This window comes from Effusibacillus pohliae DSM 22757 (assembly GCF_000376225.1).
Taxonomy (GTDB): Bacteria; Bacillota; Bacilli; order Tumebacillales; family Effusibacillaceae; genus Effusibacillus; species Effusibacillus pohliae.
In genome coordinates, this window is the sequence record NZ_AQXL01000109.1 from 1 (window position 1) to 20333 (window position 20333).

14 protein-coding genes and 1 riboswitch are annotated in these 20333 nt (G+C 51.5%); of the genes, 13 read left to right on the forward strand and 1 reads right to left on the reverse strand.

Translation table 11 applies throughout. From position 1 onward, the window contains the following. Positions 1-541 precede the first annotated feature (541 nt). The 5 genes from C230_RS19600 (at position 542) to C230_RS0105895 (ending at position 8521) form a co-directional block, all read left to right on the forward strand. Positions 542-2401 (forward strand): site-specific DNA-methyltransferase, encoded by a 1860-nt coding sequence (locus C230_RS19600; RefSeq protein ID WP_211208007.1) that lies wholly within the window; start codon positions 542-544, stop codon positions 2399-2401. 2 nt (positions 2402-2403) lie between these two features. Continuing rightward, the gene (locus C230_RS19605; RefSeq protein WP_051074217.1) at positions 2404-5031 is read left to right on the forward strand and encodes a DEAD/DEAH box helicase; all 2628 of its coding nucleotides are present in this window, start codon (positions 2404-2406) and stop codon (positions 5029-5031) included. A gap of 569 nt (positions 5032-5600) precedes the next feature. After that, entirely contained in the window at positions 5601-6686 is a 1086-nt protein-coding gene (locus tag C230_RS19610) for a fatty acid desaturase (RefSeq protein WP_051074218.1), read from the forward strand. Positions 6687-6764: 78 nt separating this feature from the next. Then, positions 6765-7925: a sensor histidine kinase gene (locus C230_RS0105890; protein WP_018131112.1), complete on the forward strand. Its 1161-nt coding sequence runs from the start codon at positions 6765-6767 to the stop codon at positions 7923-7925. Next, the gene (locus tag C230_RS0105895) at positions 7922-8521 is read left to right on the forward strand and encodes a response regulator transcription factor (protein WP_018131113.1); all 600 of its coding nucleotides are present in this window, start codon (positions 7922-7924) and stop codon (positions 8519-8521) included. Before C230_RS0105890 ends, C230_RS0105895 begins: the two co-directional genes overlap by 4 nt. 307 nt (positions 8522-8828) lie before the next feature. On the opposite strand, the gene C230_RS21875 is transcribed toward C230_RS0105895, so the two are convergent. After that, on the reverse strand, positions 8829-9038 hold the full coding sequence (locus C230_RS21875) for a hypothetical protein (protein WP_083910472.1): 210 nt from the start codon (positions 9036-9038) through the stop codon (positions 8829-8831). Positions 9039-9325: 287 nt separating this feature from the next. Between C230_RS21875 and C230_RS0105910 the strand changes: the two genes are divergently transcribed. The 8 genes from C230_RS0105910 (at position 9326) to ispG (ending at position 20288) form a co-directional block, all read left to right on the forward strand. After that, a complete protein-coding gene (locus tag C230_RS0105910; protein WP_018131116.1) occupies positions 9326-10486 on the forward strand; it encodes a murein hydrolase activator EnvC family protein in 1161 nt (386 codons plus the stop codon). A 216-nt stretch (positions 10487-10702) separates the two neighbouring features. Continuing rightward, the gene (locus C230_RS0105915; protein ID WP_018131117.1) at positions 10703-11692 is read left to right on the forward strand and encodes an AAA family ATPase; all 990 of its coding nucleotides are present in this window, start codon (positions 10703-10705) and stop codon (positions 11690-11692) included. Further along, the gene (locus C230_RS0105920) at positions 11693-12919 is read left to right on the forward strand and encodes a DUF58 domain-containing protein (RefSeq protein WP_018131118.1); all 1227 of its coding nucleotides are present in this window, start codon (positions 11693-11695) and stop codon (positions 12917-12919) included. Further along, positions 12903-15104, forward strand: coding sequence for a DUF4129 domain-containing transglutaminase family protein (locus C230_RS0105925; RefSeq protein ID WP_018131119.1), 2202 nt, complete (start codon positions 12903-12905; stop codon positions 15102-15104). Before C230_RS0105920 ends, C230_RS0105925 begins: the two co-directional genes overlap by 17 nt. 21 nt (positions 15105-15125) lie before the next feature. After that, positions 15126-15227: riboswitch (purine riboswitch) on the forward strand. Positions 15228-15385: 158 nt separating this feature from the next. After that, positions 15386-16921, forward strand: a complete 1536-nt coding sequence (gene guaA, locus C230_RS0105930) for a glutamine-hydrolyzing GMP synthase (RefSeq protein WP_026174168.1) — start codon at positions 15386-15388, stop codon at positions 16919-16921. 20 nt (positions 16922-16941) lie between these two features. After that, a complete protein-coding gene (locus tag C230_RS0105935) occupies positions 16942-18324 on the forward strand; it encodes an NCS2 family permease (protein WP_026174169.1) in 1383 nt (460 codons plus the stop codon). Positions 18325-18455: 131 nt separating this feature from the next. Beyond that, entirely contained in the window at positions 18456-19046 is a 591-nt protein-coding gene (locus tag C230_RS0105940) for a Uma2 family endonuclease (protein WP_018131122.1), read from the forward strand. 156 nt (positions 19047-19202) lie between these two features. Next, a complete protein-coding gene (gene ispG / locus C230_RS0105945) occupies positions 19203-20288 on the forward strand; it encodes a flavodoxin-dependent (E)-4-hydroxy-3-methylbut-2-enyl-diphosphate synthase (RefSeq protein ID WP_018131123.1) in 1086 nt (361 codons plus the stop codon). Positions 20289-20333: the final 45 nt, after the last annotated feature.

A 20333-nucleotide genomic window follows, 5' to 3' on the forward strand; every position in this document is an offset into this window, starting at 1 on the left:
GTGCGTTCATGGGTTCGCTCGTAGGGTTCCGCTTGGATCTGCTCCGATGCTTGCTTCTGTAAGAGTTGGTTCAAAAACGACTGCATGAGAGATGGAGCCAGTTTGCCATGTGTTGTAAGCAGTTGGTGTAATTCTTCTGCGGAAAGGGTAAGATGGAAGTGAGTCATTTCGATTCCTCCTTGGGATATTGTTGTAGACAAACTCCATGATTCCCAAAAAGAGGATTGAAATGACTCTTCCTATTTCAGATCCTTTTTACACATAATACCGGACACAACTTCGTATGTTCCAACGATGCACCCCAAATAACCGTCATCCGTGATGATTCTGGCTCGTTGTACGTCAAACCTTTTGCATAAGAACGTATCCGTTCCGCTTGCGTTTCCAAATCGTAGCCGTGTTCCACCTGTCCTTCCGTAGACATGCGGCAATAGCCAAAATAAACCTCCCTGCATACGTTCTTTGCGGCGAATTATGTAAAGCGCTTCTTCCTTCAAATCCGCATAAAACACGAGAATTTTAGTAAGGAACAAAAATTCATATGTTCTTTTTGCAAATTCATCGTAACACTCCGAAACGCTTCCAGTCTAAAGTGGGATTGCTGATAGGTCTGGAAGGTATTTCACCAATGTTGGCGAATAAAAAGCGATGTGGGTACATCTCGATTGAAATAATTGTATTATTATCAAGAGAGACTACTACTTCTTTAGGAAGGGTTGCAAATATGCCGACTTTAGATTGGATTGGAAAAAAAGCTGTTGTTAATCATCATAATCAGATTCATTATCACTTATTGAACGCCCAACCAGAATATTCAGTAAACCCCGAACAAGCCAATGGTAATTTACTTATTCATGGCGACAACTTAAAGGCGATTAAGGCATTACTACCTTATTATTCCAAAGAATGTAAGTTCATTTATATAGATCCCCCTTATAACACAGGTAGTCCGAATCAACTTTGGCATTATAACGACGATGTGGATAGTCCTGAAATACGTCAATGGTTAGGGGAAGTCGTTGGGCCGGACATGGAGGACTTATCCCGTCATGATAAATGGTTGTGCATGATGTACCCTCGTTTGAACTTACTTAAGAAATTACTCAGAGACGATGGATTTATTTGTGTGCAGATCGACGATAACGAAGCCGCAAATCTCAAGGCAATAATGGATGAAATATTCCTTCCTTCGAATTACCTAGCAACTATTTATGTGCAGGTCAGGTATGCTGATAAAACACTAACACAAGATATGGATTTCCATAAACAAATTGAACAGATTCTTGTGTACCGTGCTACACCAAAGGCTAAGCCAAAATTGATTGAGACGGAGTACAAATTAGATAAATTTAAGTGGTATGTTCGTGAGAAAGCTCCAGGTAGAAAAACAATAATTGGCGGCAAAGAAGTAGTGATTTTCAAAAGTAATGAGTACGAGATTTACGAAGGCGAACCTTCTCCCAAAGGGCTTAAGGAAATATGGGCTTCTGGTTCAGTTCTTAATAACAACTCATCAGGACGCTTCTTTAGAGATTACTTAAATGGTCGCAAGGATATTGACGGTCTTGGAGTTCTCTACAAGGTATACGGTATTGGTGATGACTCGTATGATTACCGCTACTTCACTGGCCCTAAGAGAGCGAATGCCATTAGAGGAAAGTATTATCAAGGTGTTCCAACTGATGTATTGGAGTCCGAAGGAGAAACTACAAATAAAAATCCAATACCGAATTTCTACGATATGGCTGGGGACTTCGGGAATTGCCGTCACGAAGGTGGGGTCGAGTTCAACGGAGGAAAAAAACCAGAACGGCTTCTGGCTATGCTGTTAAAACACTTCACCGATGAGGGTGATATTGTGGTTGATTCCTTTGCCGGTAGTGGAACAACCGCGGCCGTTGCGCAAAAGATGCGTCGTAGATGGATCGCCATTGAAATGACCGACATATGCTTCACACATACATTGCCTCGCTTAACAAGAGTGGTGAATGGTGAGGACTTCACAGGTGTTTCCAAGGAATATGAATGGGAGGGTGGGTCTGGTTTTGTCTTTTGTGAACTAGGTGAAAGCCTGTTTAACGAGGTCGGCCTCTTAAAAGACAGAGTGACCTATAAAGATCTGGCACGACATATCTTTTTCACGGAAACAGGGGAGCCTTTAGGGGATATTTCTGATAATCGTAATAACTTTATCGGAGAGTCAAAAGGGAAATTGTACTACCTCTTTTTCGACGAAAGTGGACAGGATACTTTCTTGACACAGGAAATAGTCGATAGTCTTCCCCCGTTTGATGGTAGACAAAGAATCATATTTGCAAACGGTTGTCGGGTCAGTTCCTCATTACTTAACGTATATGGAATAGTTTTTAAACAAATACCATATGAGATAAAGGTGAAATAAATATGTTGAATCTAAAGAAATATCAGGAAAGGGCTTTAAACACACTTTCTAATTATCTCAAACTCTCGAGGGCTGTGGGAGCAAGTGAGGCTTTCTCCCAAATAACTGGTCGACCTTACGTATCTGTCCCTCAATTACCGGGAATGCCTTATGTCTGTTTACGGATACCTACAGGTGGTGGAAAAACCCTTATGGGATGCCACGCTATCGACATTGTCAAGAGCGAATTCTTACACGTTGATCATGCTCTCGTATTGTGGCTAGTCCCTACAATCCAAATCCGTGACCAAACTCTTGCTGCTCTTAAAGACGAGAGTCACCCATACAGACAAGCACTTAAAGGTACCATTAACGGACCGATTACCGTTCTGGATATTACAGAGGCTTTGTTCGTTCAACGAAACGTGCTTGACAGTGAAACATGTATCATTGTATCCACGTTAGCAGCACTGCGTATTGAGGATACTGATGGGAGAAGGATTTACGACGAAAATGGCTCACTTATGCCTCATTTTACTGGATTAAATGATGCAGTTTTGGATTCGTTAGAGAAGAATCAGGACGGCAAAATTATTTATTCACTGGCAAATGTTCTGAGGGCTCGAAGGCCTATGGTAATCATGGACGAGGCCCATAACGCCCGTACAAACTTGTCTTTTGAAACTCTGGCAAGATTTAGTCCTTCTTGTGTAATTGAGTTTACTGCGACCCCTCAATCAACTCATCATCCTCAACGGGGTGAATTTGCTAGTAACGTACTTGTTAGCGTGTCCGCCGCTGAACTTAACGCTGAATCAATGATTAAAATGCCGATTAGGCTGGAGACTAAGAATGACTGGAAGGAAGTTATTGCGGATGCTATTGGAAAGCGAAAGCAATTAGAGAGTATAGCCCGCAAAGAGGAGCGGGAGACTGGGGAACATATTCGGCCTATTGTTCTATTCCAAGCTCAGCCTCGTTATCAAGATAGAGAAACGATTAATGTGGACATTTTATTGCAATCGTTAATGGAAGATTTCAAAATACCTAGGGATGAAATTGCGATTCATATTGGAGATCAAAAAGAACTTGACGGCGTCAATCTTTTTGACCCTACTTGCAAAATTAAGTTTGTAATCACGGTATCAGCACTTAAAGAGGGGTGGGACTGTTCATACGCTTATGTTCTCTGTTCCGTAGCTGAAATTGGTTCGGCTACTGCTGTGGAACAGTTGGTAGGGCGTATATTGCGTTTGCCAAATGCTAAAAAGAAAAATCACCAAGAACTTAATAAAGCGTATGCTTACGTTTCTTCCACAAAGTTTGCTGAGACGCTTGAAGCTCTTACTGACGCACTCATTGAAAATGGGTTTGAGAAATTTGAAGCACCACTCATGATCGAACCGCCGACACCCGAACCTGACTTGTTCGACTTTATTGTAACTTCGGAGATTGTAGAAGAAGAACCAGACCTTGACGATCTACCAGAGGAGATAAAGAAAAAGGTCACTTACCAATCAGAATCTAAAACCCTTGAATTCACTGGTTCAATGTCTGAGGAAGAAAAAGAAAAGATTGAGAAGTGCTTTAAAACTGAAAAAGGTAAGAAAGCAGTTTGGAATTTGTTTACGAAAAGTCGTAGAAAACCAAGTCCAAGTGATGGAACAGGTGAACCACGACCTGAGTTTCCAAAGCAACAGACTAAGACTACGTTTAGTGTCCCCTATCTGGTATATAAAAGCGGGGAGCAAATAAGAATTTTCGAGGAAACGATTTTCTTAAACACTAACTGGGAACTTGCCACTTGTGATTACAAGTTGTCCGAAGAAGATTTCTCTCTTAAACATAAAGGAATAGGCCAGGTTGGGGAAATAACGGTTACGGATCAAGGGAAGGTTGAAAGCAGGTTTATTGAAGATTTAACTGAACAGCTCTCTTTATACATCGATAATAGAGGATGGACGATTGCAGAGTTAGCTAACTGGTTAGACCGTAAGATTCCTCATCCTGATATTTCGATCAAGCAGTCTACGTTGTTTATATACAAGGTAATTCAATACCTGATCAAGAAGCGAGAATTCGATCTCGACACCTTAGTTTATTTCAAGTATAGATTACGTGACGCTGTGGAGAAGCTGATTGACCGTCATCGCCAACAAGTACGAAAACAAGCGTATCAGACTTGTTTAAATCTCGGGGATGATACGTTATTTGTGACAGACGAATTTGTTTTTACTTTTGATAAAGACGTATATCCAGCAAGTTGGTATTATGATGGGCATTTTAAGTTCAATAAGCATTACCATAAACTAGTGGGAGAATTGAAAAATACCGGAGAGGAGTTTCGCTGTGCCCAAATAATTGATTCACTCCCCCAGGTTAAGCACTGGATTAGAAATATTGACGGTCAAGAAAAGTATAGCTTTTGGTTACAAAAATCTAAAGGTCGTTTCTACCCGGATTTCGTTGCTGAACTTAATGATGGGCGGCTTTTAGTGGTTGAGTATAAAGGTGACCATATTAAGGACAACGAGGATTCGGAAGAGAAAAAGGCAATAGGGGAATTGTGGGCGGCAAGAAGTAATGGTAAATGTTTGTTCTATTGGGCAATAAAAGATAACGTTGAAAACCTTAGAACTTTTATTAGTTGAGCCTTGTGAAAGTCCCCAGAAAAACCAATATCTCGGATGGGAATGGTGACCGGATTATTTTTGTATTCTTGGAAGTTCGTTAAACTAAAATCACAAGCCCACATTCACAGACATCCACCTTTAGAAAGTTGACTAAACCAAAGAAGTGACTTAGTTAGAGCCTAAATGGAAGGATGATTTCCTAGGGTGAAGTAGAGATTATTCTTATCGGCGTGGAGTTAATTTCACCTTGATTTGCAAATCCAACTGCAAATCAAACGCCTACAAATGGTCGTGAAACAACGTGAAATCCAATCTAAAAACGCCCGAGAATACGGGCGTTTCGTGATCTTGAGCAATTCAATGTGTCTGCTTAAAATGTTCGCCGGACAAGGACATGATGTAATAATTTGAATTTAAAACGCAAAGGATCCGTAACGTTGTTGTACGACCTGTATGACATTTGTCATATGCTCCTCTTGACGTTTATGAATTCAGGAAAGCGCACATATTCCCCTATAATGAAGGAAAACAAAGAAATGCATCAATGCACGAATTCGCGCAACGGATTCGGTGGGGAGGATTACATCATGTCGGCATCCCATCTTGCCAACCTGAAAAAAGAAGTGAGCGCTTTTCAGAAAACCGATACGAAATTGAGCCTGCTGCAAGTCGTCAATACTGTCGTGCCGCTGGTTTTGCTCTGGTGGGCCGCGTACGCCAGCCTGTCCTTTTCGTACGGGCTTACGTTGCTGATCGCGGCCGTCGCTTCCGGCTTTTTGATTCGGACATTCATTATATTTCACGACTGCTGCCATCAATCGTTTTTCAAAAGCCGCAAAGCCAATGACATACTCGGCACCATTACCGGAGTGCTGACACACGTGCCCTACTGCCAATGGAAGCACGACCATTCTGTGCACCACGCGACGAGCGGCAATCTTGCCAAAAGAGGCATCGGGGATATTTGGCTGCTCACGGTGGAAGAGTATGCGGCTTCCCCCCTGTGGCGGCGCATCTTCTACCGTTGTTACCGAAACCCGCTCGTCATGTTCGGCTTCGGTCCGATTGCGGTGTTTCTGGTTCAATACCGGTTCAACCGCAGGGGGGCGCCTCGCAAGGAACGGATCAACACCTACTTGACCAATCTGCTGATTGCCGCCATGTACGCGCTGCTGTACCAAGTGGTCGGTTGGCAGGCATTGCTGGCCGTGCAGGGACCGATCTTTTTCCTGTCCGGCATGTTCGGTATCTGGCTGTTTTACGTACAGCACCAGTTCGAACGCTCCTATTTTGAAAAGGAAGAAGAATGGGATTATGTGCAGGCCGCCGTGGAAGGCAGTTCCTTTTACAAGCTGCCCCGACCTTTGCAGTGGATCACCGGCAATATCGGCTTTCATCACGTGCATCATTTGAATCCGAGAGTGCCGAACTACCATCTGGAAGAAGCGCATCTCGCTGTTCCATTCTTGCAAAAGGCGACCACGATTACGCTCGCCACCAGCCTGAAATCGCTGCGGTACCGGCTTTGGCATGAAGCCGAGAAAACGTTTGTAAGTTTTAAAGAGGCCGGACCCATAATCCGCGGTATTCGTGCTGCCGCTCCTGAACGCCCCAAACGCAAGGGCAAGGCGGCCGCCGCGGCAAAAATCGCCGCAGGAGCCCGGACGGACTGAGAGGGAAACCGCTGTAAAGTTTGTGTAGTATAATATACACACATGCTGTTTCAGCGAAAGAAACCGGAGGAAAACACCATGCGCACAGTGCTGCAAAAACTAAATGCCATGTTTCGAAAAAATACTGGGCTCAGCCCCTACGTGTGGATCGTTTTCTACATTCTTCCGTTTTACTTCATTTTCCGGACTTCTTCTCTTTATCAGGTGGCGATCGGCATCGCGATGGTCATCCTGTTTTTCGTTTGCTACCTGTTGTCCTTTTTTTCAAAAGGTTGGCTTGTGTATTTCTGGACGGGTGTGCAAATTGTCATCTCCACAGCGATGGGTTTTCTGTACGGTTACATTTATTTTTCGCTGTTTCTGGCGTTTTTCATCGGAAATTTGCGTAACCGGGCAGCGTTTTTCACACTGTATGCAGTGCATCTGATCAGCACGCTGGCCGCCGTCAACTATGGGTTTGCCAAGCAAGATCCCGAGTTCATCAAGCAGCTTCCGTTTGTACTGCTCAGCCTCATCGCCGTCATTTTGCTTCCAGTCAGTTCCTACAACAAAAACAGGGAGGACAGGTTAATCGGGCAGTTGGAGAACGCCAACAAACGCATCGCTGAACTTGTCAAACTGGAGGAGAGACAACGGATCGCCCGCGATTTGCATGATACACTTGGTCAAAAACTGTCTCTTATCGGATTGAAAAGCGATTTGGCCCTGAAATTAATCAGGAAGAATCCGAAACAGGCGGAAGCAGAAATGCGCAATGTGCTGGAAACGGCCCGTGCCGCATTGAAGGAAGCCCGGCAATTGGTGACACGAATGCGGGGAGCCAAGCTGGAGGACGAAATTGAGCGCGCCCGCCAACTGCTGACGGCCGCACAGATCGAATTTGAAGTGGAAGGTGACCCCAGTCTCACAAACACGTCTTTGATTAATGAAAATGTTGCGTGTATGTGCCTGAAGGAAGCGGTCACCAATATCGTAAAGCACAGTGGTGCGACCCGATGTACCGTTTCCATCGACTCTACCCCGATCGAACTGGTCGTTCGCGTCAGGGACAACGGTTTAGGTTTCGTCCCCTGGACAGCGAACCTCCGGGGGAGCGGACTGAGAGGGATGAAAGAAAGATTGGAGTTTGTCAACGGCAATCTCGACATACGTTCGGAGGAGAACGGGGAAGGAACGACGGTCATCATCACGGTGCCGAACATGCCGAAACGACCTATGGAACAGGGGGCGGGCGTATGATCCGGGTCCTTATTGCTGAAGACCAGAAAATGCTGCTTGGCGCGCTGGCCGCACTGCTGGAATTGGAAGAAGACATCGAGGTTGTCGGCAAGGCGGCTAACGGAGAGGAAGCGGTACGCCTCGCTTGTCTACTTCAGCCCGACGTTTGCATCATGGATATTGAAATGCCCGGCATGAGCGGTCTGGACGCCGCGGAGCAGTTGAAGGGAGCCGGGCACAAGGTGATTATTCTCACCACCTTTGCGCGTCCGGGGTACTTTGAACGTGCGGTGAAAGCGGGCGTTCACGCATATTTGCTGAAGGACAGCCCGAGCGAAGAACTGGCCGAAGCGATCCGCGGCGTGACGGTTGGCAAGCGGATTTTTGCGTCCGAATTGGTGGAAGTTGCCTATAACGACGACAATCCCCTGACCGAACGGGAACACGAAGTGCTGATGCTGATGGCCGAGGGAAAAAGTACAAATCAAATCGCAAGCGAGCTTTATCTTACCACAGGGACGGTGCGCAACTACATTTCCGTCATTCTCAACAAGCTGCATGTCAGCAACCGCATTGAAGCGATCAAACGCTTCAAGGAAAAAGGATGGTTCAAATAACGTGCGGAAAAAGCAGTTTTTCGTGCACGGTCTCGCTTTGCGTTACTCATCGTAATGGTATGGGAGGATAGCTGACAAGAATGGAGACCGCCGGCCAGCTGAATGGTATAGTTACGATAACCTCCACTTTTTCCTGTCGGTACCTGGTTCAGGTGCCGTTTTATTTTTTTACAAACATGTCTGACGGTATGACCATGCTATCGAACACAGAGGGGGCCCATCCCACGGTCATTCCGATCACTGTTGGGACAGCCCCATCTGGCTCACAAGAGGGGATCCGGTCCGAGCGTCAATTGAAGGTGTAGCGCTACAACCGTTCCTGCCGGTGTTCTGCAAGATCCCCAAGCGACAGCGGCCTTCTGATCTCCGCAGGTTCGCCCGCTTCCAGCGGACGGGTGATTTCCAGCATCGGCGGATCGTTGGTGGCACCTGTCAGATCTTCAATCGGACTCATTTCGGACGGAATGCCCAAGTTGAGCATCGCTTCTGGATACAACTCTTGTGGATCGCGTCCCAATTCCCTCACCCCCAAAACATATGATTCCCTCCAACAGGAGTGATATGAGAGCGGTTGCGCCGTCCGATCGGTTCCCGTTGAAAGAAACTGCAATTCCCACTGGTAATCACCAAAATTCGGCAGAAACAGACTTTTTTCGCCAAAAATGTGGCCGTTTTGCGAAAAAATTGGACAAACCGACAGGAGATTTGCGAAATCCGTCGAATACGTATCGATGTGTGAAAATTGAACCGCGATCGGGAGTCTGCTTTCGATGCGCTGAGAATCCAATGGAAAGGGGAGCGATCATGGCAGCAAAAAAGCTGATGGCCGGCTTTATCGCGGGCGCCATCTTACTGACGCCGCTTTTAACGACGGCGCAGGCCAGCATTGAATCGGACCAAAAACGACTCGACGAACTTCGTCAACAATATGACCAGCGTTTGAAGCAAATTGAACAGCTGCGTTCCAAGGAACAAGACTTGCAAAAGCGGTTGGCAGCCGTCAATCAGCAAATTGTCGAACTGAATCAACAGATCGATGCACTGCAAGCGGAAATCAACGCAGGGGCGGAGAAAATCCGCCAGATGGAAATAGAGATCCAAAAGACGCAGGAGAAGCTGGAAGCCCGCAAAAATCTGCTGAAAGAGCGGCTGCGCGTGGTGTATGAAGAAGGAGACGTTTCCTATCTGGAAGTGCTGTTTGCCTCGACTGACTTCAGCGATTTTATCGACCGGATCAGCACGCTGTCGCTGGTGGTGAACCAGGACAAGCGGCTGGTCGAAAGCATCAAGCGGGAGAAGCAAAAATTGGACGACATCCAGGCGGATCTGAAACGGGAGCAAGCGGCCCGCGAGGTGCGGCAGAACGCATTGCTTGCCGCCAAGGCGGAACAGGATAAAGCGAAGGCGGAACAACAGTCGCTCTTGGCACAGGTGCAGCAAGACCGCAAGATGACGGAAGAGCAGGCGCGGAAAGAAGCGGCTGAGATGCAGGCGATCGAGGCGCAACTGGTGGCCGCGATTCGGGCTCAGCAGCAAGCAACCGGCGGAAAGCAGATCGTGGCCAGCGGCAGCGGTTGGTTGTGGCCGGTGCCTTCATCCCATGTAATTTCCTCCGGATACGGACCGCGTTGGGGCAGTTTCCACAAAGGAATTGACATTCCCGGTCCAATAGGCACTCCGATCGTCGCGGTCGACAACGGAATCGTCCGTTTCGCCGGCACCGCATCCGGCTTTGGCCACTGGGTCGTGATCGAACACGCAAACGGCGTAATGAGTGTATACGGTCATATGTACGGCAACGGTATTTTGGTTTCGCCGGGGCAGGAAGTCAAGCGCGGCCAGCAAATCGCGCTGATCGGCAATGACGGCGAATCGACCGGCCCCCACCTGCATTTTGGCGTGGCGACCGGTATCAGCGGCAGTTCGATGAATTACGTCAACCCAATGGGGTATGTCAGTCCGTAACCGCACCACCCTCATGTGTGTCTCACATGGGGGTGGTTTTTTGTCGGCACATTTTTCCCGTAGGCGATACGGAGTCCGCCGTGGTAGGCTAATGGTAGCAAGCCATCCGTTTCTGCATGGAAATATTTTTCAAAAACCGGAAGGGATCGGCCGGAGAGAGAGCGAATTTTGAAACAGACAGATTTTCAGGTGAAATGACTGGGGGGATCGAGCAGCATGAGACTCGCTGAGGAACAACCGTTGGTGGATTCTAACTATGACCAACCGCACGCTTTGTTGCGGCAAGTGGCGGAAAATGTGGAACAGGTGATTGTCGGCAAATCGGACGCCGTACATCTCTGCCTGGTCGCCTTGTTAAGCGAAGGCCACGTATTGCTGGAAGATGTGCCAGGGGTAGGGAAGACGATGCTCGTTCGCGCGCTTGCCAAGTCGCTCGGATGCTCGTTCAAGCGCATCCAGTTCACCCCTGATTTGCTTCCGTCCGATGTGACCGGCGTCTCGATCTATAATCAAAAAACGCTGGAATTCGAATTCAGGCCCGGCCCGGTGATGGCCCATATCGTGCTGGCGGACGAGATCAACCGCACGTCGCCGAAGACGCAATCGGCGTTGCTGGAGGCGCTGGAAGAAGGCAGCATCACGGTCGACGGGGTCACGCACGAGCTGCCGAAGCCGTTCATGGTGATGGCGACGCAAAACCCAATCGAATACGAAGGCACGTTTCCTTTGCCGGAAGCGCAATTGGATCGCTTTCTGCTGAAAATCAGCCTCGGCTATCCGGCTCTCCGCGACGAGATCGATATTTTGGCAAGACAAGAAAAAGGACATCCGATCGAAACGATCGGGCAGGTGCTCGATCTGGAAACGCTGCGCCGGCTGCAGGAAGCGGTCCGGAATGTGTATGTCGAACCGAGCATCCGCGAATACATCGTCAACATTGCGGTCGCCACGCGGGAACATCGCGACGTCTACCTGGGCGTGTCGCCGCGCGGTTCGATCGCGTTGCTGAAAGCGGCGATGGCGCTGGCGTTTACGCTCGGCAGGGACTATGTGGTGCCGGATGATGTGAAACGGTTGGTGCCGATTACGTTCGGTCATCGCATGATCCTGAAAAGCGAAGCCCGCTTGTCCGGCGTCACGGTCGATCAAGTGTTGCGCGACGTGATGCGCGGTGTATCTGTACCGATAGCGAGGGAGCGAAGATAGGTGCTGAAAAGGGCAAGCACGTTTGGGCTTTGGCTGGTGATTCTCGCGTCCGCCTATTCCTACGCGAAATTTCAGGGCGGTTACGCATCGTGGTTTCTGTTTTTTGCAACGGTTGTCATCGCTTTATACGTGTTCCTGACAAGCCGTTTCGCCGGTCGTAGGCTGGCGAGCGAAAGGCATGTGTCGGCAACGAAATTGACGGCGGGCGGCGAACTGGAAGTCGATCTGGATGTGCGGTCGCACTCCCGGTGGCCGTTGGTCTGGTTAGCGATCGAGGACCAGCTGCCGCAGCGATTGCTGGTGTGGGGGGCGGAAAGCAAGCGGATTTTTTTCCCGGGATTTGAAAAACGGGTTCGCATGCGGTACACGATTCCGAATCTGCAGCGGGGAAAATACGTTTTGCAGGATACGGTTTTGCGAACCGGGGATCTGTTCGGGTTCTGCCGGAAACAGGTCGTGCATCGGCGAGCGGATGAGGTGACCGTCTATCCGAAGGTGGTTCCGATCCGCTCCTGGCACACGGTGAATCCGTTCAATGCCGGCATGTCGTTCTCCCAGAACCGGATGGCGGAGGATACGACCAACGTGCTGGGGGTGCGCGATTATGTGCCGGGCGACCGGCTGTCCCGCATTCATTGGCGGGCGACCTCCCGGACAGGTGCGATCAAGTCGAAAGAGTTTGAGCTGCATGTGACGAACGAGCTGATGTTTTTTCTCAACCGCAACAAAGCGGATTACGCGGCCGGCGGGGCGTCCGTGTTTGAAACGGCGGTGACCGCAACCGCCTCGCTGATCCGCTACGGACTGGAGAAAAAATATGCGGTCGGCCTGGTTTCCTACGGATGGGAACGAATGGTGCTGCCGCTGTCCCGCAGCCAGGAACATTTTGTCAGAATTATGGACCATTTGGCGCTGGTGCAGCCGGATTCCGCCCTGCCGTTTAAGGAAACAGTCTTGCAGGAAGTGAACTATCTGCCGCGCGGCTGCACGACCGTCATGGTTTCACCGGTGCTGAACGCAGAAATGGTAAGCCTGATCAGTTTTCTTGACTATCGGAAGATCAAGACCGAATTTTTCCTGCTCAAGAATGTGGCGATGATTTCCGCGGAAGAACGGCAGTGGATCGGAAAATTGGCCTTGTTCGGCGTGCACGTCCATCTGGCGGGCAGCGAACAAGAGCTGCAGGAAGCGGTAAGGGGGCCGGTGGCGCATGCGGCATACAACTAGATGGATCACAGGCACCTGGACGAGGGACTGGCTGCTGACAACCGCTTTATTCGTCTGGTTGTACCAACTGTTGTCCCCGCTTGGAAAGGCGGGCGGGGTGCCTGACATGTTCGGATTTTATCTGTTTGTCGGGCTGTGTCTGCTGTTTGACCTTTTGCTCCCCTGGCGGAGTGCCAGAATCGGTCTGAAACTGGCTGCCGTATTTGCGTTCATGCACCACTTTTATTACACCGGCTCACCGGTCTGGCGGCCGAACTGGCTGCTCGATGTGTTGCGAACGGCCGCCGACGGAGCGTGGCTGGCGTTGCAGCAGAAACTCGCGCAGGTGCCGGAGAATTCGCAAACCTTGTATTTCCTCCTGTTTCTCTGGCTGACCGCGTCGGTGTACCGCAATGCGCTGCAGAGCCGGGGCTGGCTGTTCGTGCTGCTGTTCATCGGCGAAGTGGTGATCGGCGTGATTGACACATTTTTTCCGCCCGACGCGTCCGGCTTTGTGGTTCGCTACTTCCTGATCGGGTTTCTGCTGCTGTCGCTGTCACAGCTTCCCGAATTGGAAAAATGGCTGCGGGTCTCCGAGCGAATGCGCGGGTGGCCGCTCAAATGGATCGCCTGGACGCTGGCCGTCACACTGGCCGCTGTCGGCAGCGGCATGGCCGCTCCCAAATATCCGCCGGCCTGGCCGGATCCGGTCTCGTTCCTCGAGAGCAAAACGTCGCGCGAAAATCACAGCGGACCGAAGAAGATCGGCTACGGAGCGGATGACAATCACTTGGGCGGTCCGTATGTGATGGACGATACGGTGGCGTTTACCGTCATTACCAATCAGTCCGGCTACTACCGCGGCGAGTCGAAGCTGATTTATACAGGTAAAGGGTGGTTGAACGGCTCAGGAGGCGGGTTTTCGCTGGATGATTTCGATTTCGCACGCGCGGCGAACCGCTTCCGAAATGGGTACGCTTTGAACGAGCACATCAAGACCAAAACGGTGGAGCAGGAGATCCGGGTGGAGAACGGACAGTACAGTACGCTGTTCGGACAGTATCAGGCGATGCAGGTTCAAGCAATGCCAGATGCGGGGAGCGGTCCCGAGTTCGCTTCGTTTTTCCCGATAGACTGGCGGCTTTCCGGTAATTTGCGGGCTGGGCAGACGTACAAGGTGGTGTCCCAGGTACCCTATTACGATCTGGATGGAGTTCGCCAGCGAGAAAGGACGGCAGGGCCGCTGCCCAACTTGCCTGAGCTGCTGCAGTTGCCGCCCAATCTGCCGCCCCGTGTCCATAATCTGGCCCTGCAAATCACGGCGGGCAAGGCGGGCGATTATGAAAAAGCGAAAGCGATCGAGCAGTACCTGCGCACCAATTATATGTACGAAACGCAGGATATCCCCTTCCCGGCTGACGACCAGGATTTTGTCGATCAGTTCCTGTTTGAAAGCAGGAAGGGATATTGCGACCATTTCTCCTCTGCGATGGTGGTGTTGGCCCGGGCGGCCGGGTTGCCGGCCCGCTGGGTGAAAGGATTCACGGAGGGCGAGCAGGACCCGATGTTCTCTGCAACGGACGGCCGGAAAAAATATGTCGTTCGCAACCGCAACGCCCACTCCTGGGCGGAAGTGTACATTCCGGGAACCGGCTGGCTGCCGTTTGAGCCGACGGCCGGTTTTTCGCAGCCTGTGGTGATGCAGGACCTGCCGGTTGCCGTGCCAAATACGCAGGCGGCAACGCCGCAGCAACCGGAACGCACGCAGAGGCCGGAAGTGCAGGACACCAGCGTCGACGTGTCGCATGAAATCGACTGGCAAACCGTCGGTACAGTCACTCTGTGGATCGCGGTGGTCTTGTTGGCGATCGGGTTTCTTTTCCGCAGGCGGTTGCTGGCAGCGTTTTATGTGCGGCACTTCGCGCGAAAAGAGGCCGATGAGAACTCACAGATCGTTGTCGCGATCGAACGGCTGCTGCGAGTGCTGCAGCGGTTCGGCTGGAAGCGGGAGCCCGATGTGACTGTGAGGGAGTTCGGGGCGGAATTGGCGGACAGCGGCTACAAAGGAAGCGAATGGGTGATGCTGGCGCGGATTTTTGAGCGGGTGCGCTACGGAAACAAGCGGCTGCCGAAAAAGGAAATTGGAGAATTGCGAGAATTGTGGGGACGGATCGTTCGGAAGATAGGGCGAACGAAGAAACGTTGACTTGGCTTGAATGTTCGCGTAAAATGATGTCGAAAACTGGCTCGTATAATTTCGGGAATAGGGCCCGAAAGTTTCTACCAGGTCACCGTAAATGACCTGACTACGAGGCGGCTGTTCGTACATAAAAGCCCAGCCATTCCGCGGTTGCAGGGGCGGGTTATTGGCGAGATGTACAACACCGGATGCCTCGTATGCGCCATTGAATCTTCGTGAATCCTAGTGAAGAGCGAGGCGGGCAACTGGTGTTTTTTATTTTGGCTGAGGGGTTGAGAGCGAACGTTATGAAACCGCATGAATCTGTTGTCGTACTGGATTTTGGCGGGCAGTACAACCAGTTGATCACCCGCCGGATTCGCGAACTGAACGTGTATTCGGAATTGTTGCCGCCGACTGTGACGGCCGAACAGTTGAAACAGATGGATCTGAAAGGGATCGTATTTTCCGGCGGGCCGAATTCGGTGTATGCGGAGGGAGCGCCGAAAGTCGATCCGGCCATTTTTGAGCTGGGGATTCCGATTCTCGGCATCTGCTACGGGATGCAGCTGATCGCCTATCACTTTAACGCAAAAGTGGAGCGGGCAGCCGTTCGCGAGTATGGAAAAGCGATCATGCACGTACAGTCTGATGCTGTTTTATATAAAAGGCAGCCGCGGGAACAGCAGGTTTGGATGAGCCACAGCGACCTGGTGCTGGCGCCGCCTGCCGGGTTTCAGGTGGATGCGTCCACCCAGCATGCACCGGTAGCGGCGATGAGTGCGCCCGATCGCAAACTGTACGCGGTACAGTTCCATCCGGAAGTGAATCACTCGATCCACGGCATGGACATACTGAGAAATTTCCTGTACGAAGTATGCGGCTGCCAAGGATTGTGGACGATGGGCTCGTATGTGGACGAAGCGATCGCAGACATTCGGGCGACCGTCCGTGACAAAAGGGTGTTGTGCGCGCTGTCCGGCGGCGTTGACTCGTCGGTGGCGGCCGTGTTGGTGCACCGGGCGATCGGCGACAATCTGACCTGCATGTTTGTCGATCACGGTCTGCTGCGCAAGAACGAAGCGGACCTGGTGATGCAGACGTTCGCCCAGGAATTCAAAATGAACGTCGTCAAAATCGACGCGCGGGAACGGTTCCTGCGGCGGCTGGCGGGCGTCACCGACCCGGAGCGCAAGCGCAAGATCATCGGCGAAGAGTTCATCCGCGTGTTTGAAGAAGAATCGAAGAAGCTGGGCCACTTTGATTTTCTGGCACAGGGGACGCTTTACACAGACATTATCGAAAGCGGTACGGCGACCGCCGCAACGATCAAGTCTCACCACAATGTGGGCGGTTTGCCGGAGGATATGCAATTTGAACTGGTGGAACCGCTGAAATCGCTGTTCAAAGACGAAGTGCGGGCGCTCGGCACCGAACTGGGAATCGCCGACGAGATCGTCTGGCGTCAGCCGTTTCCCGGTCCCGGATTGGCGATCCGGATTATCGGCGAAGTGACGGAGGACAAGCTTGAACTGTTGAAAGAAGCCGATTGGGTGGTCCGTGACGAAATCAAACGGGCCGGCTTGGATCGGGAGATCTGGCAGTATTTTGCCGTGCTGCCGGATATCAAGAGCGTCGGGGTGATGGGGGACGAACGCACCTACGCCTATACGATCGGCATTCGCGCCGTCACTTCCAGAGACGGAATGACTGCCGATTGGGCACGGATTCCGTATGAGGTGCTGGAAAGGCTGTCGACCCGCCTGGTCAATGAAGTGCCGAATGTCAACCGGGTCGTATATGACATTACTTCGAAACCGCCGGCGACGATTGAATGGGAGTAAAAGGAGGCGCAGAGCTTATGATGGAACGTCTTTTCCAACTGCGGGAGCACGGGACCAACATCCGAACCGAACTGATTGCCGGGGTCACCACGTATGTCACGATGGCCTATATCCTGTTTTTGAATCCATTGATTCTGTCCGCCACCGGCATGGACAAAAATGCGGTGTTTTTCGCCACGGCAGTCGGTTCGGCGCTGGTCACGCTGATGATGGGGCTGTTCGTCAACTTCCCGGTGGCACTGGCACCGGGCATGGGGTTGAACGCCTATTTTGCGGTCGTGGCGGCGCAACAGGGCGGTGTGGTGTCCTGGCAAGTGGCTTTGGGTGCGGTGTTTGTATCGGGGCTGATTCTGATTTTGCTGACCGTGTCCCGGATCCGGCAGCTGCTGGTGGTGGCAGTGCCGGATTCGCTCAAGTACGCGATTACGGTCGGGATCGGGTTGTTTATTACGATCATTGGGCTGAAACTGGGGGAAATCACGAACATCGTATACCTGGGAGGGCCGTCGGCCGGGGCGGTTGCCAAGGGCACGCCGGTCACGTTGAAATTTTTCGAGTGGAACCTGACAATCGCCCATTTTGTGGAAAATAAGGTGGCGCTGCTGACGCTGATCGGCTTGGTAATCACGGCCATTCTCGCGGTGGCGCGGGTAACGGGCGCTTTGCTGATCGGGATTTTGCTGACGACGCTGATCGGGATTCCGATGGGTGTTACCAATACGGAAGCGTTTTTCAAAACGCCCTGGATTCCGAACTTTTCGCAGTTGTATATCGGCAGCCTGGATATTAAAGGCGCCTTGACCGGCGGATTTTTCGAGATCGTGTTGGTGTTTACGTTCGTCGCTTTGTTTGACACGTTCGGCACGCTGATTGGCACGGCGGATAAAGCGGGCCTGTTGCATCGTCCCGATTCGGAGCAAAAAATCGGCCGGGCGATGGCAGTCGATGCGACCGGCGTATCGCTCGGGGCGCTTTTGGGCACGTCCACCATTACCGCGTACATTGAGAGCGCTTCCGGGATCGCGGCGGGAGGCCGGACAGGGCTCACCTCCGTGACGACGGCCATCCTGTTCCTGCTGTCGGTGTTCCTGTTGGGACCGCTCGTGGCGATCATTCCGGATGCGGCCACCGCACCGGTGCTGGTGATCGTCGGCGTGATGATGATGAGCGCCGTGAAAAAGATTGATTTTGATGAACTGGGGACGGCGATTCCGGCGTTTCTGACGATCGTCATGATGCCGTTCACCTATTCGATTGCCAACGGGATCGGCGCCGGCATTGTGTTCTACGTGGTGTTGAACGCGTTCCGCAACCTGTTCACAAAAGAGAAAGTGAAGATCCACTGGTTGATGTGGACGCTCGCAGTATTGATCGTATTGCGGTATATCTTTATTACCGAGTAGCGGACGGCCTGTTCTAGGCCGGTTGACGGTTCGGCTTTGTGCGCCGGACCGTTTTTTTTTGATGACCAAGCCGGTTTTCGTGATGCTCGCGCGACATGGTGTATAATACTGTCAAAAGGGAGGTGCGCGGGATGAGCATGCCGAAATTGGAACCGGAACGCAAATATTCCTACAGCGACTACTTGAAGTGGGATGACGGCGAACGCTGGGAACTGATCGACGGGATTCCCTACAACATGACGCCGGCGCCGGCGGAAAAGCATCAGCGGATTCTGGGGGAACTGGTCACTGAATTTGCAACGTATCTCAGGGGCAAGACCTGCCGGGTGTACGTGGCCCCGTTTGATGTCCGCCTGTCGGAAGCGGACGATGACGACCAGACCTATAACGTGGTGCAGCCGGATCTGGTGGTGATTTGCGACCGGAACAAAATCGACGAACGGGGATGCAAGGGGGCGCCCGATCTGGTCGTTGAAATTTTGTCACCGGGATATGCGGCCAAGCGGGACAAACTGCACAAGTTTCACCTGTATCAAAAATATGGGGTGAAGGAATACTGGATCGTCGATCCCTTGCATGAAAATGTGGACGTTTACCGGCTGGAAAACGGAAAATACGGCGAGCGGCAAGTGTATACGAAAGAGGAGCGGGTGCCGGTCGGCATCTTTGAGGATTTTGCAATCGACTTGCAGATTGTGTTTGCGGGCGGGGAAGCGGAGTAGGCTTCCTTTTTTGATCAAGAATGATCAACTCGGCTTTGCCCGCATGGACGCGGGCGCTGTTAGCCGAGTTTCTTCTATTGGCCGCTGCCTCTGGCCCGATTTTTCCGGAACGGGTATAATAGGTACGGACATCTTACAGATGGGAGACTGTACGGTATGTATCACAGAAAAGAAACGCGTCCCGTGAAAGTGGGCAATCTGACGATTGGCGGCAGTGATCAGGTGATCATTCAGAGCATGACGACGACCAAAACGCACGATGTGAAAGCGACGGTCGAGCAGATTCATCGCCTGGAGGAAGCCGGCTGTCAGGTGGTTCGCGTAACAGTGAACAATGCGGAAGCGGCCAAAGCGATCAAAGAGATCAAGCGGGAAATCTCGATTCCGCTGGTGGCCGATATTCATTTTGACTATAAATTGGCGCTCCGAGCGATCGAAAACGGGATCGACAAGATCCGCATCAATCCGGGCAACATCGGCCGCCGCGAGAAAGTGGAAGCGGTCGTGAAAGCCTGCAAAGAGCGCAACATTCCGATCCGTATCGGTGTCAACGCGGGCTCGCTGGAGAAGCACATCCTCGAAAAATACGGCTATCCGACGGCGGAAGGAATGCTGGAGAGCGCGCTTCACCACATCCGCATCCTGGAGGAACTCGATTTTCACGATATCGTGGTGTCGATGAAGGCGTCGGATGTGCCGCTGGCGATCGAAGCGTACAAGAAAGCAGCGGAGTCGTTCAACTACCCGCTGCATATCGGAATCACGGAGGCGGGCACCCTGTTTTCGGGGACCGTCAAGAGCGCTGCGGGTCTTGGCACCCTGCTGTGGATGGGGATCGGGAACACCATCCGCGTATCGCTCAGCGCCGACCCGGTCGAGGAAGTGAAAGTCGCCCGGGAACTGTTGAAAACGTTCGGGCTGGTCTCGAATGCGGCGACACTCGTATCCTGTCCGACCTGCGGCCGGATCGAGATCGACCTAATCAGCGTCGCGAACGAGATTGAAGAATACCTGGCGAAGATCAAAGCCCCGATTAAAGTTTCGGTGCTCGGCTGTGCGGTGAACGGTCCTGGCGAAGCGAAAGAAGCGGACATCGGAATCGCCGGCTCCGTCGGCGAGGGGCTGTTGTTCCGGTACGGCGAGATCATCCGCAAAGTTCCCGAAAAGGATCTGGTGACGGAACTGAAAAAAGAAATCGACCTGCTGGCGGAAAAATATTATAAAACAGGTTCACTGAAGTAAACGGACGGCACCTTGCAGTACTGGGGTGCCGTTTGCTGCACCAAC